Below are 14135 nucleotides of genomic sequence, written 5' to 3'. Positions count from 1 at the left end.
TTTGATCTAATAAATCTGTCCCCTTTTTATACTGAGTGCGAAGTGACGTGGTTTTCGATTGACGAAATAAAGTTTCCCGGATTTGTGGATTACATGACTTATATGAGCAGTATTGGTCGGTCCCATCTGTGGGATGAGTTGGAAATTATTTCGGAGAAAATATAGGTGCTGGAGTAGTAAAGGCAGAGCAACACACCAAAAGGGGTGAATAGGTGCAAACCTATTTCAGGACTCGTCATGGCCAACCCATGAGAGGCGATCGTCAGTTGCCGTGAAAATCAGTCGCTGAGGATCACCTGAACTACTTCGGATAAAGCGGCGGCAACCCACTATCACCGACCGGATCCTGCACCCGCTCCGCCGTCGGAATCGTCCGGATCGCCCGCCACAAATCCTCACCCTGCCAATGCTGCCCCGTCTCGCTGTACAGCGCGCCGTTCAAACCATCGAGCGCATCCGACAACGGCACAAACCGCGCCGCCATGTCCGCCAGTGTCTCCGGCTGCTGACGGGCCCAGGCGTCGAGGGCCTGGCGGGTGGCGTGGGGGTCGTTGGCCTGGCTGGCGCGTTTGATGTCGTCGAGCAGGGTGCGCGGGCTCGGGCCGGTTTGCGCGGCGCGCAGGATTGCCGGTTGCCAGCGGGCACGCCACCAGAGGCCGAAGCCGAGCAGGGTGGTGCAGGCGAAAACGAAGGTGCTGAGTTTCCACCACCACAAGGCTTCGCTGTCGGCCGCGCTGAGTGGTTGCGCGTTGCCCGCCGGGGTGTCGACTTGCAGGCTTGGGTTGTTCGCCACTTGCAGGGTGCGCGCCGGCAGGCTGGTGTGTTCCAGGTGATCTTCGAAGGTGTTCCACCAGACCACGTCCACCGTTGGCAACTCGATCGAGCCACTGCGGCTCGGCACCAGCGCTTCACGTTCTTCGCGGCTGCCGATCAGGCCGCGGTCGCTGCTCTGGTTGTTCAGCACCGGTTGATCCGGGTAGCGGCGCAGGCCGTTGGCTTCGGTGGCGGGCAGGGCGGGCAGTTGTGAACTGGCCAAGCCTTCGACCTTGAGGGTCAGGCTGCGGGTCAGGGAGTCGCCGACCTGAGTGTGTTCCGGCTCCGGGTTCCAGCTTTCGCTCAGGCTCAGGCTGCGGGCCGGCAGCCACGGCGCATCGCTGGGGTAGGTCATCGGTTTCGGTTTGACCGTCAGCGAAGTCGCGGCGGAGCTGATGTGCATCAGCTTGCCCGGCTTCGGCCCCTGCGCCGTGGCGTCCTGTGAGGGTTGGGTATCGACCAGAGTGGCGCTGAAGGTCTGCGGAGCGATGCTCAGCAACCCGCTGTGCTGCGGATAGATCGCGTAGCGCATCTCGATCACGCCATGGCGCACACCGTTGATGTCTTTTTCGTAGGTGCGCATGTCGCCCAGTTGCTCAATGCGCGCGTCGGCGATCTGCAACGGCGTCAGGCTGCTGTCGTCGTACAGCGACACCGAATGGTAGATGCGCAACGTCAGGATGGCCTGGGCCTGCACGTAGACGCTGGTCTGGTCGAGGCTGGCTTCGATGAACACCGGTTCGCGGGCGCTGCTCTCTTCGCGGGTGTCACTCTCGATCACCTGCACGGTGATCGGCTGGCTCTCGACGTCGCCCAGTTTCAGCGGCGGGATTTCAACGCTGCCGTTCTGCTTGGGCAACAGGGTGATGATCCAGCGAGTGGTGGCGCGGTTGTCATCGTTGAGGGTGTTCAACTGGTTGACCTGACGCGTGCCGCGCACTTCGAACAGCGGCTCCAGCGGGCTCAGGTCCGGTTTGCCGAACTGCGTGACATCGTTGGATTCGAGGGTGAGTTCGACCGTCTCGCCGGAGTTCAGGCGACTGCGATCCACACTGGCCGTCAGCTCGGCCGCCTGGGCGGTGGCCGTGCAGATCAGCAGGGGCAGCAAGAGAGCGGTGAAACGGGTCATCGAATGTTTTCCTGATCCTGATGTTGTTGCTGTTCGTACCAGAATTTGCGTCGCAGCAGTTCGCCCGGATCATCCGGGATCTTGCCCAGCCATTGTTCCAGCGCCTGCTGTTGCTCGCCTTCGAGGGTGTCCTCATTGGGGCGCAGCAGCGGCGGGGTGTTCTGTTCCTTGTCCGGTTCGCTGTCCGGCAGCTCGTTGGCACCCGGCAGCGGCGGGGTGGTCGGCGGCGGTTCGCTGACGGACTCACCGGTTTGCGGCTCGCTCTGGGTTTCGCTTTTGACCGCTGGCGGCGGAGCGGTCGCTGGCGGTGGTTCATCGCCCGGTAGGTTTGGCTGCGCCGGTTTGTCTTGCGGTTCGGCCGGCGGCGGGGCGTTTTTCTGTTTCAGCAGGTTTTCCACCAGCGCCTTGTTGGTCAGCGCCGGGCGCAGATCCGGTTGGCGTTCCAGGGCCTGTTCGTAGGCGTCCAGCGCTGCTTCCAGCTCACCGCTTCTGGCCAGGGCGTTGCCACGATTGTAGTGGGCGTGGGCGTCATTGCCCTCGGCGAAACGCTGAGCGGCGCCACTGTAGTCGCCGGCCTCGTACAACGCCACCCCTTGCCATTGCGGATCTTCGAAATGCTTCGCCGCCTCGGCCGGGCGCTTCTGTTTGAGCAGGTGCAGGCCTTGCTGATCGGGACGCAGCCACAGGTCTTCGAAGTCGAAGGCATAGCTCGGTTGCGGCAATGCCAGCAACAATGGCAGGCAGAACAACCAGCCACGCCGCCCGGCGCACGCGGCGAGCAACAACAGCGGCAACAGCAGCCAGTAACCCTGATCGGCCCAGGTGTCGAGTCGAACGGTCTGGCCATCGCTGCGCAGGCTGCGCGGGCCATCGAGCAGGCCGAGGTCGCCCAGATCGGATTCATCCAGCCGTGCGCTGCGGTACTCGCCGCCGACCGCGTTGAGAAATGCGCCGAGGCCCGGGCTGTCGAGTTGCGGCACGCGGATTGCGCCCTGGGCATCCTTGAGGAAACTGCCGTCTTCCTGAGCAATCGGCGCGCCCTCGGCGGTGCCGACACCGAGCATCAACAACTGCGCCGATTGGCCGCTCAGCGCATTGCGAATGCCTTGGCGTTCTTCTTCCGACAGCGAAGAGCCAATCAGCAGAATCCGCCCCTGACCCAGCGCACCCTGCTTGAGCAGCGCCAGCGCTTTGCTCACCGCCAGATCGGCGCGATGACCGCTTTCCGGCATCAGGGAAGGCTTGAGCGCGTCGAGCAGGTTGCGGCTGGTCGCCAGGTCATCCGACAGCGGCACCAGCGTATGGGCGCTGCCGGCGTAAACGACGATAGCGGTCTGGGCATCGCTGCGCACCTGCAACAGGTCGAACAGCTTGCGCCGGGCCTGTTCCAGTCGCGTCGGCGGCGAATCGGTGGCGAGCATTTCCGGGGTCAGCTCCAGCACCACCACCAACGGGTCGGCGGGTTTCTGGCTGGTCTGTTCGACCCGTTCCCAGCTCGGCCCGAGCAACGCCAGAATCGTCAGCAGCCAGGCCACGCTCAGGGCGACCCAAGGCAACTTGCTGTCGCGACCGCTGCCGCCACTGAGCAACGTGGCGTGGAAGGCCGGCGGCAGAATCATCTGCCAGCGACCGGCGCGTTTCTGCCGGTGCCAGAGCTGCCAGATCAGCCAGCCGAGCACCGGCAGCAGCAACAGCCACCAGGGGCGGAACCAGTGCGGCCAGAGGGCGATCATCGACGCCTCCGCAAACGCAGGCGCTTGAGGCGCTCGCGCCAGTCAGGCAGAGGGCTTTGCAGATACAGCTCTTTGGTGAACAGCCGTTGCAGCGGGTTGTCCGGCCACAACACGCGGGCCACCAGCAGAATGCTCAGCAGCAGCGCGAATGCCAGCGGCCACTGATACAACGCCTGTGCCGGGCGGGCCTGGGTCGGTTGCTGAGTCACCGGTTCGAGCTGGTCGAGGGTGTCCTTGATCGCTTGCAGCTCCCTGCCATCGCGGGCACGGAAATAGCGCCCGCCGGTGACCTCGGCGATGGCCTTGAGCGCCGGTTCGTCGAGATCGAGGGTCGGGTTGCCGCCGAGCAACGCCGTGGCGCCGCTTTCTTCAGGATCGGCGCCGATGCCGATCGGGTAGATTTTCACGCCTTCGCTGGCGGCCAGTTTTGCGGCGGTCAGCGGATCGATTTCGCCCCCATTGTTGGCGCCGTCGGTGACCAGAATCAGCACCCGGCTCTGGGCCGGACGCATGCGCAGGCGCTTTAGGGCCAGGCCGATGGCGTCACCAATCGCGGTGTTCTTGCCGGCAATGCCGATCCGCGCTTCATCGAGCCAGACTCGAACGGTGCGCCGGTCAAACGTCAGGGGTGCTTGCAGGTAGGCCTGGCTGCCAAACAGGATCAGGCCGACCCGGTCGCCGTCGCGGCTTTCCAGAAAATCACCGAGCAAATGCTGAACCAGCGACAGGCGACTGACGTCTTCGTCGTTCCATTGCATGTCCGGGAAATCCATCGAGCCGGACACGTCCACGGCCACCAGCAGATCACGGCCGCTGGCGGCAATCGGCAGCGGTTCGCCGAGCCATTGCGGGCGTGCGGCGGCGGTCAGCAACATCAGCCACAACAACAGAAACGGCGCCTGTTGGCGCCAGGCCGGCAGATTGGCCCGGGCGCGACGGCGGGCGAGACCTTCGAGGTCGCCCAGGAAACTCACTTTCAGCGCCGGCTCGCCGCTGTCGGCCACCGGCAGCACGAGGCGCATCAGCCACGGCAGCGGCAACAGCAGAAAGATCCACGGCCAGGCGAACTCAAACATGTTTGCGGATCCAGGTGTCGACTGCCTGGGTCAGGCCGGCGATGGCTTTGTCGTCGAGTTTGCACTCGGGTTTGTAGGCGCCTTCGACGAGCACCATCCAGCGGGTCAGGCCGGCGGCGGGGCAACGGTTGTCGAGAAACGCCAGCCATTTGCGGCCGTTGAGGGTATGGCTCTGGCTGTAGGGGTAATGGTTGCGGCACAGGCGCTTGAGCAGGCCGTTGAGCTGCTGCAGCCAGGCTCCGGCCGGGGCGCCGTCGTAGGGTTTGGGCATCTGCGCCAGTTCGGCGAGTGCAGCGATGCGCACCGGATCGAGCGGCAGTTCGGCGCGCACGACCGGTTTCTTCTTGATCGGAATGAAACGCCGCAGACGCCAGACCGCAAAGCCGATCACCGGCAGCAGCAAAAGCAGCAGCCACCAGCCCGGCGCCGGTGGCCAGAAGGCGATCGGTGGCGGGGAGATCAGCGGTTGCAGTTGTTCGAGGCCGTTCATCGACCTTTCCCCGGGCGTTGCGGGTTAAGAAATTCGCGCATTTGCTCGACCATTTCGCTCTGGGTGCTCAGCGGCATCAGCAGCACGCGCAGCTTCTGCGCGAGCAGTTCCCAGCGAGCGATCCGCGCTTCGGCCTGGGCGCGGTAGGTCTGGCGCAGGTCGAAATTCAGCGTGTCGAGTTCCAGTTGCGCACCGCGTTCGGCGAATCTCAGCAGCCCGGCGGCGGGCAGGGCGTGGTCCAGCGGATCGGAAAGCGGCAGCATCAAAAGGTCGCAATGGCGCGACAGCAGGCTCAACTGTTGCTCGGCGCTGTCGGACAGTGCGCGCTCGTCGCAGATCACGATCACCAGGCTGCCCGGTCGCAGCACTTCACGGGCCCGGCGCAACGCCACGCCAAACGCATCGCGGTCCGGCTCCCGCTCGCTGTGCAGTGACTGATTGACCTTCACCAAGCGGTTGAACAGTTGCAACAGGCTCTGCTTGCTGCGGCGCGGCTTGATTTCGTAATGCTCGTTGTCGCCGAACACCAGCCCGCCAACCCGATCGTTATGACCCAATGCAGCCCAGCCGATCAGCGCCGCAGCCTGCGCCGCGAGCACCGATTTGAACATCAGCCCGGAGCCGAAAAACAGCCGCGTGCTTTGCTCGACCATGATGAAAATCGGCCGTTCGCGTTCTTCATGGAACAGTTTGGTGTGCGGTTCCTGCGTCCGTGCCGTCACGCGCCAGTCGATGGTGCGCACGTCGTCGCCGGCCTGATAGACCCGCACCTGATCGAAGTCCACACCACGACCACGAAATTTCGAGTGGTGCAGGCCGATCAGCGGGCTGCGCTGGCTCGGCGTGGAAAACAGCTGCACTTCGCGCACGCGGTGACGCATCTCGATCAGCTCGGCGAGGCTGATGCGGATGCCCGGTTCGGACGGCAGGGAGGCGTTCATCGGGGTCAAGCGACGGCTACGACGTCGAGAATCCGTTGCACCACCCGATCCTGGTCGATGCCGGCGGCTTCGGCCTCGAACGACAGAATGATGCGGTGACGCAACACGTCGAACAGCACCGCTTGGATGTCTTCCGGGCTGACGAAGTCGCGACCGGCCAGCCAGGCGTGGGCGCGGGCGCAGCGGTCGAGGGCGATCGAGCCGCGCGGGCTGGCGCCGTAGGCGATCCACTCGGCCATTTCCGGGTCGAACTTGGCCGGGTTGCGCGTGGCCATGACCAGTTGCACCAGGTATTCCTCCACGGCGTCCGCCATGTACAGCCCGAGGATTTCCTTGCGCGCGGCGAAGATCGCCTGCTGGCTGACCCGGCGTTCGGGCTTGGTTTCGCCGTTGAGGGCTTCGCCCCGGGCCTGTTGCAGGATCCGGCGTTCGACGGCCGCGTCCGGGAAACCCATTTTCACGTGCATCAGGAAGCGGTCGAGCTGCGCTTCGGGCAGCGGGTAGGTGCCTTCCTGCTCGATCGGGTTCTGCGTGGCCATCACCAGAAACAGCGGCGACAACTCGTAAGTGCTGCGCCCGACACTGACCTGACGTTCGGCCATGGCTTCGAGCAAAGCTGATTGCACCTTGGCCGGGGCACGGTTGATTTCGTCCGCCAGCACCAGATTGTGGAAGATCGGGCCTTGCTGAAACACGAAACTGCCGGTTTCCGGGCGATAGATCTCGGTGCCGGTGATGTCGGCCGGCAGCAGGTCCGGGGTGAACTGGATGCGATGGAACTGGGCTTCGATGCCCTCGGCGAGCTCTTTGATCGCTTTGGTCTTGGCCAGACCCGGAGCACCCTCGACCAGCATGTGGCCGTCGGCGAGCAGGGCGATGAGCAAGCGCTCGATGAGTTTTTCCTGGCCGAGAATCTGCGTTGAAAGAAAGGTTCGCAGCGCCAGCAGCGCTTCACGATGTTCCATCGATGACTGTTCCTGGAAAGGGTGGCCACAGGCGTTCGGATAACGCCGGGGCTGGGGGCGTTACTTTAATCCATCGCAGGGGGTGGCGACTAACGGCATTTTGCGCAAAGTGCGGAAAATGACCGGGGTAAATGTTGGAATTTTGTAGACAGGGAAAGGTGGGGAGTCAGTTCTGGCCCTATCGCTGGCTTGCCAGCGATGAGGGCAGTGCAGACGCCATCAAATCTGGCTGATATAGGTGCCAGTACCATCAAGAATGTTTTTCAGGGTTTCCTCAACCTCGGCCAGATCGACCATGTCCGGGTTGTAGGTGATTTCCAGCACATCATCCCCATTCAACGCATCGGCATCGGCGGCCGCGATTTCGATCTTCAGCAGGGTTTTGGCCAGGGTGACTTTCACGCCATCAAGGGTCGACGGCTCGCCATCCAGGGTGATCTCCAGCTCATCCTCGTCCGGATAGCGGCTCATCAGAAACATTTCGCCCTTGTCGCTGTGGCAGCAGAGCATGGCCATGTTGTCTTCTTCGTCGTCGCACGGGTTGACGATCAAAAGGGCGGTGGTCATTTGCATGGGAAATTCCTGCCTCGGCGGGCGTGTTGGTCGCAATTGGGCGCGATTCTGCCAGCCCCCGGGAATTTCTGCATGTGAGAGTGTCAGAGGATGTGTCGTGAACGCGACACAGATCAATGGTCATTCCTGGCACGCCTGTACCGTAAAAACGGGGATTCAGACCGGCGTTCCGCCCCATGAATGCTAGTGTTTACCGATGCGCAGGCCTTGGTTTACGTGCCAATGACCGAATATGTCGCAGCACCGCAAGCAGACACATTGTCGCACCCATTAAGCTGCGCAACGGATGAGCACCCGTAAAGGCATTGCCAGGGCCCCGCGAGCGGCGCCGGTCAGTCGTTTTTGCAGATGCCCATTCATGGAAGGTGAATGTGACCTGAGTGTCTCGTCCAGCTTCACCCACCTGTCACCCTGTTTCCTCTGCCCGAGATTCAGGAACAGGGCGACGGAACGCCCCGAAAGGGGTTTTGCACGCGACGCTTTCCATCAATAACAAGCCCAAGCGGAGTACCACAGATGGCGTTCTTCACCGCAGCCAGCAAAGCCGACTTCCAGCACCAACTGCAAGCGGCACTGGCGCAGCACATCAGTGAACAGGCACTGCCACAAGTGGCGCTGTTCGCTGAACAATTCTTCGGCATCATTTCCCTGGACGAGCTGACCCAACGTCGCCTCTCCGACCTCGCTGGCTGTACTCTCTCTGCGTGGCGCCTGCTTGAGCGCTTCGATCACGCGCAACCGCAAGTGCGCGTCTACAACCCCGATTACGAACGTCACGGCTGGCAGTCGACCCACACCGCGGTCGAAGTGCTGCACCATGACTTGCCGTTCCTGGTGGACTCGGTGCGTACCGAGCTGAACCGTCGCGGCTACAGCATCCACACCCTGCAGACCACGGTGCTGAGCGTGCGTCGTGGCAGCAAGGGCGAATTGCTGGAAATCCTGCCAAAAGGCACCACCGGCGAAGGCGTGCTGCACGAGTCGCTGATGTACCTGGAAATCGACCGCTGCGCCAACGCGGCCGAATTGAATGTGCTGTCCAAGGAACTGGAACAGGTCCTGGGTGAAGTCCGCGTCGCGGTCGCCGATTTCGAGCCGATGAAGGCCAAGGTGCAGGAAATCCTCACCAAGCTCGATAACAGCGCATTCCCCGTCGATGCCGACGAGAAGACCGAAATCAAGAGCTTCCTGGAATGGCTGGTGGGCAACCACTTCACCTTCCTTGGCTACGAAGAGTTCACCGTTGTCGATCAGGCCGATGGCGGCCATATCGAATACGACCAGAACTCCTTCCTCGGCCTGACCAAGATGCTGCGTACCGGTCTGACCAATGAAGACCGCCACATCGAAGACTATGCCGTGAACTACCTGCGCGAAGCGACACTGCTGTCGTTCGCCAAGGCCGCGCATCCGAGCCGCGTGCACCGTCCGGCCTACCCGGACTACGTGTCGATTCGCGAAATCGATGCCGACGGCAAAGTGATCAAGGAACACCGCTTCATGGGCCTGTACACCTCGTCGGTGTATGGCGAGAGCGTACGTGTGATTCCTTTCATCCGCCGCAAGGTCGAGGAAATCGAGCGCCGTTCCGGCTTCCAGTCCAAGGCTCACCTGGGCAAGGAACTGGCACAGGTGCTGGAAGTGCTGCCGCGTGACGACCTGTTCCAGACTCCGGTCGACGAACTGTTCAGCACCGTGATGTCGATCGTGCAGATCCAGGAACGCAACAAGATCCGCGTGTTCCTGCGCAAAGACCCGTACGGTCGTTTCTGCTACTGCCTGGCCTACGTGCCGCGTGACATCTACTCCACCGAAGTTCGCCAGAAGATCCAGCAAGTGCTGATGGAGCGCCTGAAAGCTTCCGACTGCGAGTTCTGGACGTTCTTCTCCGAGTCCGTGCTGGCCCGCGTGCAACTGATCCTGCGCGTCGACCCGAAAAACCGCATCGACATCGACCCGCTGCAACTGGAAAACGAAGTGATCCAGGCCTGCCGCAGCTGGCAGGACGACTACGCCGCCCTGACCGTCGAAACCTTCGGCGAAGCCAACGGCACCAACGTGCTGGCCGACTTCCCGAAAGGCTTCCCGGCCGGCTACCGCGAGCGTTTCGCTGCGCATTCGGCCGTGGTCGACATGCAGCACTTGCTCAATCTGAGCGAGAAGAAGCCGCTGGCCATGAGCTTCTACCAGCCGCTGGCCTCCGGCCCGCGCGAGCTGCACTGCAAGCTGTATCACGCCGATACCCCGCTGGCCCTGTCCGACGTACTGCCGATCCTGGAAAACCTCGGCCTGCGCGTGCTCGGTGAATTCCCGTACCGTCTGCGTCACACCAACGGCCGCGAGTTCTGGATTCACGACTTCGCGTTCACCGCCGCCGAAGGCCTGGACCTGGACATCCAGCAACTCAACGACACCCTGCAGGACGCGTTCGTCCACATCGTCCGTGGCGATGCCGAGAACGATGCGTTCAACCGTCTGGTGCTGACCGCCGGCCTGCCATGGCGCGACGTGGCCCTGCTGCGTGCTTATGCTCGTTACCTGAAGCAGATCCGCCTGGGCTTCGACCTCGGTTACATCGCCAGCACCCTGAACAACCACACCGACATCGCTCGCGAACTGACCCGGTTGTTCAAGACCCGTTTCTACCTGGCCCGCAAGCTCGGCAGCGATGATCTGGACGACAAGCAACAACGTCTGGAACAGGCGATCCTGACCGCGCTGGACGACGTTCAGGTCCTCAACGAAGACCGCATCCTGCGTCGTTACCTGGACCTGATCAAAGCGACCCTGCGCACCAACTTCTACCAGACCGACGCCAACGGCCAGAACAAGTCGTACTTCAGCTTCAAGTTCAACCCGCACTTGATCCCTGAGCTGCCGAAACCGGTGCCGAAGTTCGAAATCTTCGTTTACTCGCCACGCGTCGAAGGCGTGCACCTGCGCTTCGGCAACGTTGCTCGCGGTGGTCTGCGCTGGTCCGACCGTGAAGAAGACTTCCGTACCGAAGTCCTCGGCCTGGTGAAAGCCCAGCAAGTGAAGAACTCGGTCATCGTGCCGGTGGGTGCGAAGGGCGGCTTCCTGCCGCGTCGCCTGCCACTGGGCGGCAGCCGTGACGAGATCGCGGCCGAGGGCATCGCCTGCTACCGCATCTTCATCTCGGGTCTGTTGGACATCACCGACAACCTGAAGGACGGCAAACTGGTACCGCCGGCCAACGTCGTGCGTCATGACGACGATGACCCGTACCTGGTGGTCGCGGCGGACAAGGGCACTGCAACCTTCTCCGACATCGCCAACGGCATCGCCATCGACTACGGCTTCTGGCTGGGTGACGCGTTCGCGTCCGGTGGTTCGGCCGGTTACGACCACAAGAAAATGGGCATCACCGCCAAGGGCGCGTGGGTTGGCGTACAGCGCCACTTCCGCGAGCGCGGCATCAATGTCCAGGAAGACAGCATCACGGTGGTCGGCGTGGGTGACATGGCCGGTGACGTGTTCGGTAACGGCCTGTTGATGTCCGACAAGCTGCAACTGGTTGCCGCGTTCAACCACATGCACATCTTTATCGATCCGAATCCGGATCCGGCCACCAGCTTCGCCGAGCGTCAGCGCATGTTCGATCTGCCGCGTTCGGCCTGGTCCGACTACGACACCAGCATCATGTCCGAAGGCGGCGGCATCTTCTCGCGCAGCGCGAAGAGCATCGCCATCTCGCCACAGATGAAAGAGCGCTTCGACATCCAGGCCGACAAGCTGACCCCGACCGAACTGCTGAATGCCTTGCTCAAGGCACCGGTGGATCTGCTGTGGAACGGCGGTATCGGTACTTACGTGAAAGCCAGCACCGAGAGCCACGCCGATGTGGGCGACAAGGCCAACGATGCGCTGCGTGTGAACGGCAACGAGCTGCGCTGCAAAGTGGTGGGCGAGGGCGGTAACCTCGGCATGACCCAACTGGGTCGTGTGGAATTCGGTCTCAATGGCGGCGGTTCCAACACCGACTTCATCGACAACGCCGGTGGCGTGGACTGCTCCGACCACGAAGTGAACATCAAGATCCTGCTGAACGAAGTGGTTCAGGCCGGCGACATGACCGACAAGCAACGCAACCAGTTGCTGGCGAGCATGACCGACGAAGTCGGTGGTCTGGTGCTGGGCAACAACTACAAGCAGACACAGGCCCTGTCCCTGGCGGCGCGTCGTGCGTATGCGCGCATCGCTGAGTACAAGCGTCTGATGAGCGACCTGGAAGGCCGTGGCAAGCTGGATCGCGCCATCGAGTTCCTGCCGACCGAAGAGCAACTGGCCGAACGCGTTGCTGAAGGCCATGGTCTGACCCGTCCTGAGCTGTCGGTGCTGATCTCGTACAGCAAGATCGACCTCAAGGAGCAGCTGCTGGGCTCCCTGGTGCCGGACGACGATTACCTGACCCGCGACATGGAAACGGCGTTCCCGCCGACCCTGGTCAGCAAGTTCTCCGAAGCCATGCGTCGTCACCGCCTGAAGCGCGAGATCGTCAGCACCCAGATCGCCAACGATCTGGTCAACCACATGGGCATCACCTTCGTTCAGCGACTCAAAGAGTCCACCGGCATGACTCCGGCGAACGTGGCCGGCGCTTACGTGATCGTGCGCGACATCTTCCACCTCCCGCACTGGTTCCGTCAGATCGAAGCCCTGGACTATCAGGTCTCCGCTGACGTGCAACTGGAGCTGATGGACGAGCTGATGCGTCTGGGCCGTCGCGCTACGCGCTGGTTCCTGCGTGCCCGTCGCAACGAGCAGAACGCTGCCCGTGACGTCGCGCATTTCGGTCCGCACCTCAAAGAGCTGGGCCTGAAGCTGGACGAACTGTTGAGCGGCGAAATCCGCGAAAACTGGCAGGCGCGCTATCAGGCGTACGTCGCCGCCGGTGTACCGGAACTGCTGGCGCGTATGGTGGCGGGTACTACCCACCTCTACACGCTGCTGCCGATCATCGAAGCCGCCGACGTCACCGGTCAGGATCCAGCCGAAGTGGCCAAGGCGTACTTCGCCGTGGGCAGCGCGCTGGACATCACCTGGTACATTTCGCAGATCAGCGCCTTGCCGGTTGAAAACAACTGGCAGGCCCTGGCCCGTGAAGCGTTCCGCGACGACGTCGACTGGCAGCAACGCGCGATCACCATCGCCGTTCTGCAAGCGGGCGGCGGTAACCTGGACGTGGAAGAGCGTCTGGCGCTGTGGATGGCGCAACACGACGCGATGATCCAGCGCTGGCGCGCCATGCTGGTGGAAATCCGTGCCGCCAGCGGCACCGACTACGCCATGTACGCGGTGGCCAACCGTGAGCTGAACGACGTGGCGCTGAGCGGTCAGGCGGTCGTGCCTGCTGCGGCGACGGCGGAGCTTGAGCTTGCTTGAGTAACCGTTGAATGAAAAAGCCCCTGCATTGTGAGATGCCGGGGCTTTTTTATGTCTGTTGGATTCGTGTTGTTTGTTCCGGCCCTTTCGTCGGAACGCCGCCCGGAGCTAGCTCGCTCCCACACTTGGAACGCATTTCCCTGTGGGAGCGAGCCTGCTCGCGATAGCGGTATTAGAGTCACTGCAATTTAAGTACTTGTTTACGCTCAAGCATCGACACATTACCTGCCGATCTGGTCAATAAATTACCGAGCGACTGGTCAAACTTCTGCAGCGCCCGAACTTGCACGTTCTGCTGTTCATTAATATCCGCCACGATATCTTCCGAACGCTTGTAATCCGCCCATAACGGACTCAGCGCTCTGGCATCCGTCCCTTTGGCCGTGCCGATATAGTTGAACTTCCCGTCATAAAAATCAGCACTCACATCCGCCTTGACGTCCGAACTGCGTGAAGTAATCAACTGGCTGTGAGTGTCGACGATCGCCACCACATCCGGGTTGGCCGCGCGCAGGCTTTGCATGTCCGGATACACCGTGACCGAACCGAACTGGCGTTGCAGCGAGGCTTTCACCCAATCCACCGCCATGTCCGGTTGCGAGGTGGCGACGTAGGCGTCGTGGATCGGCTGCACCAGCAGGCTCTGGCCGAAACCGGTGCCGGCGTTGGCCTGGTAGTTGCGCAGGTAGTCGCGGTTGGTCTGGGTGCTTGGGCTGTAAATCACACCAAGTGACACGGCCGGGCCGGCCTTCACAGTGGTCATGCTGCTGCGGCCAACCGGGTGAGGCAGCAGGGTGTCGAGTGACGATACCGCTTTGGGCGCGGTGGGGATCGAGCAGGCAGTCAGTGTCAGCAGTGAAATGGTCAAGATGCTGGCGAACACAGGTTTCATGGTGTTTCTCCCGTGAGACAACTTGAGTAGAAAATCCTGGGCAGCCGTGCTGTCGGCCACTGATTCATGTTACCCCGACAAAAATTATATTAAATGGGGATCCAGGTGAAGTTTGGCAGG

General features: G+C 62.2%; 9 protein-coding genes. 1 reads left to right on the top strand and 8 read right to left on the bottom strand.

Translation table 11 applies throughout. The features are described from left to right. Positions 1 to 301: 301 nt before the first annotated feature. The 7 genes from ACM6JM_RS11335 to ACM6JM_RS11305 all read right to left on the bottom strand — a co-directional run bounded on the left by ACM6JM_RS11335 (position 302) and on the right by ACM6JM_RS11305 (position 7720). The gene (locus tag ACM6JM_RS11335) at positions 302 to 1942 is read right to left on the bottom strand and encodes a BatD family protein (RefSeq protein ID WP_414881884.1); all 1641 of its coding nucleotides are present in this window, start codon (positions 1940 to 1942) and stop codon (positions 302 to 304) included. After that, positions 1939 to 3675: a vWA domain-containing protein gene (locus tag ACM6JM_RS11330; protein ID WP_074688553.1), complete on the bottom strand. Its 1737-nt coding sequence runs from the start codon at positions 3673 to 3675 to the stop codon at positions 1939 to 1941. The genes ACM6JM_RS11335 and ACM6JM_RS11330 overlap by 4 nt, the downstream gene beginning before the upstream one ends. Then, positions 3672 to 4751, bottom strand: a complete 1080-nt coding sequence (locus ACM6JM_RS11325; protein ID WP_085610528.1) for a vWA domain-containing protein — start codon at positions 4749 to 4751, stop codon at positions 3672 to 3674. The genes ACM6JM_RS11330 and ACM6JM_RS11325 overlap by 4 nt, the downstream gene beginning before the upstream one ends. Then, the gene (locus ACM6JM_RS11320; RefSeq protein ID WP_039766825.1) at positions 4744 to 5241 is read right to left on the bottom strand and encodes a DUF4381 domain-containing protein; all 498 of its coding nucleotides are present in this window, start codon (positions 5239 to 5241) and stop codon (positions 4744 to 4746) included. Before ACM6JM_RS11320 ends, ACM6JM_RS11325 begins: the two co-directional genes overlap by 8 nt. Further along, positions 5238 to 6182 carry a DUF58 domain-containing protein gene (locus ACM6JM_RS11315; RefSeq protein ID WP_414881883.1) on the bottom strand — a complete coding sequence of 315 codons (945 nt, stop codon included), beginning with the start codon at positions 6180 to 6182 and terminating at the stop codon, positions 5238 to 5240. Before ACM6JM_RS11315 ends, ACM6JM_RS11320 begins: the two co-directional genes overlap by 4 nt. Positions 6183 to 6187: 5 nt before the next feature. Beyond that, entirely contained in the window at positions 6188 to 7147 is a 960-nt protein-coding gene (locus tag ACM6JM_RS11310) for an AAA family ATPase (RefSeq protein ID WP_011334589.1), read from the bottom strand. Positions 7148 to 7366: 219 nt separating this feature from the next. Continuing rightward, on the bottom strand, positions 7367 to 7720 hold the full coding sequence (locus ACM6JM_RS11305) for a hypothetical protein (protein WP_414881882.1): 354 nt from the start codon (positions 7718 to 7720) through the stop codon (positions 7367 to 7369). Between the two features lie 516 nt (positions 7721 to 8236). Here ACM6JM_RS11305 and ACM6JM_RS11300 point away from each other — a divergent pair. Further along, a complete protein-coding gene (locus ACM6JM_RS11300; protein WP_074688547.1) occupies positions 8237 to 13123 on the top strand; it encodes an NAD-glutamate dehydrogenase in 4887 nt (1628 codons plus the stop codon). A 178-nt stretch (positions 13124 to 13301) separates the two neighbouring features. Here the strand turns inward: ACM6JM_RS11300 and ACM6JM_RS11295 are convergent, their stop codons facing one another. Further along, a complete protein-coding gene (locus ACM6JM_RS11295; RefSeq protein ID WP_039773280.1) occupies positions 13302 to 14015 on the bottom strand; it encodes a hypothetical protein in 714 nt (237 codons plus the stop codon). Positions 14016 to 14135: the final 120 nt, after the last annotated feature.

The sequence above is a fragment of the Pseudomonas sp. IT-P2 genome (genome assembly GCF_949767575.1).
In the GTDB taxonomy this organism is placed as follows: Bacteria; Pseudomonadota; Gammaproteobacteria; order Pseudomonadales; family Pseudomonadaceae; genus Aquipseudomonas; species Aquipseudomonas pharyngis.
Note: the sequence above shows the minus strand (reverse complement) of the source record. Positions and strands in the feature narration are given on the sequence as shown.

Bases quoted from the DNA above. Each gene is read 5' to 3' on its own strand.
- ACM6JM_RS11335 (WP_414881884.1), bottom strand. From the start codon at position 1,942: ATGACCCGTTTCACCGCTCTCTTGCTGCCCCTGCTGATCTGCACGGCC.
- ACM6JM_RS11305 (WP_414881882.1), bottom strand. From the start codon at position 7,720: ATGCAAATGACCACCGCCCTTTTGATCGTCAACCCGTGCGACGACGAA.
- ACM6JM_RS11330 (WP_074688553.1), bottom strand. From the start codon at position 3,675: ATGATCGCCCTCTGGCCGCACTGGTTCCGCCCCTGGTGGCTGTTGCTG.
- ACM6JM_RS11320 (WP_039766825.1), bottom strand. From the start codon at position 5,241: ATGAACGGCCTCGAACAACTGCAACCGCTGATCTCCCCGCCACCGATC.
- ACM6JM_RS11300 (WP_074688547.1), top strand. From the start codon at position 8,237: ATGGCGTTCTTCACCGCAGCCAGCAAAGCCGACTTCCAGCACCAACTG.
- ACM6JM_RS11310 (WP_011334589.1), bottom strand. From the start codon at position 7,147: ATGGAACATCGTGAAGCGCTGCTGGCGCTGCGAACCTTTCTTTCAACG.
- ACM6JM_RS11295 (WP_039773280.1), bottom strand. From the start codon at position 14,015: ATGAAACCTGTGTTCGCCAGCATCTTGACCATTTCACTGCTGACACTG.
- ACM6JM_RS11315 (WP_414881883.1), bottom strand. From the start codon at position 6,182: ATGAACGCCTCCCTGCCGTCCGAACCGGGCATCCGCATCAGCCTCGCC.
- ACM6JM_RS11325 (WP_085610528.1), bottom strand. From the start codon at position 4,751: ATGTTTGAGTTCGCCTGGCCGTGGATCTTTCTGCTGTTGCCGCTGCCG.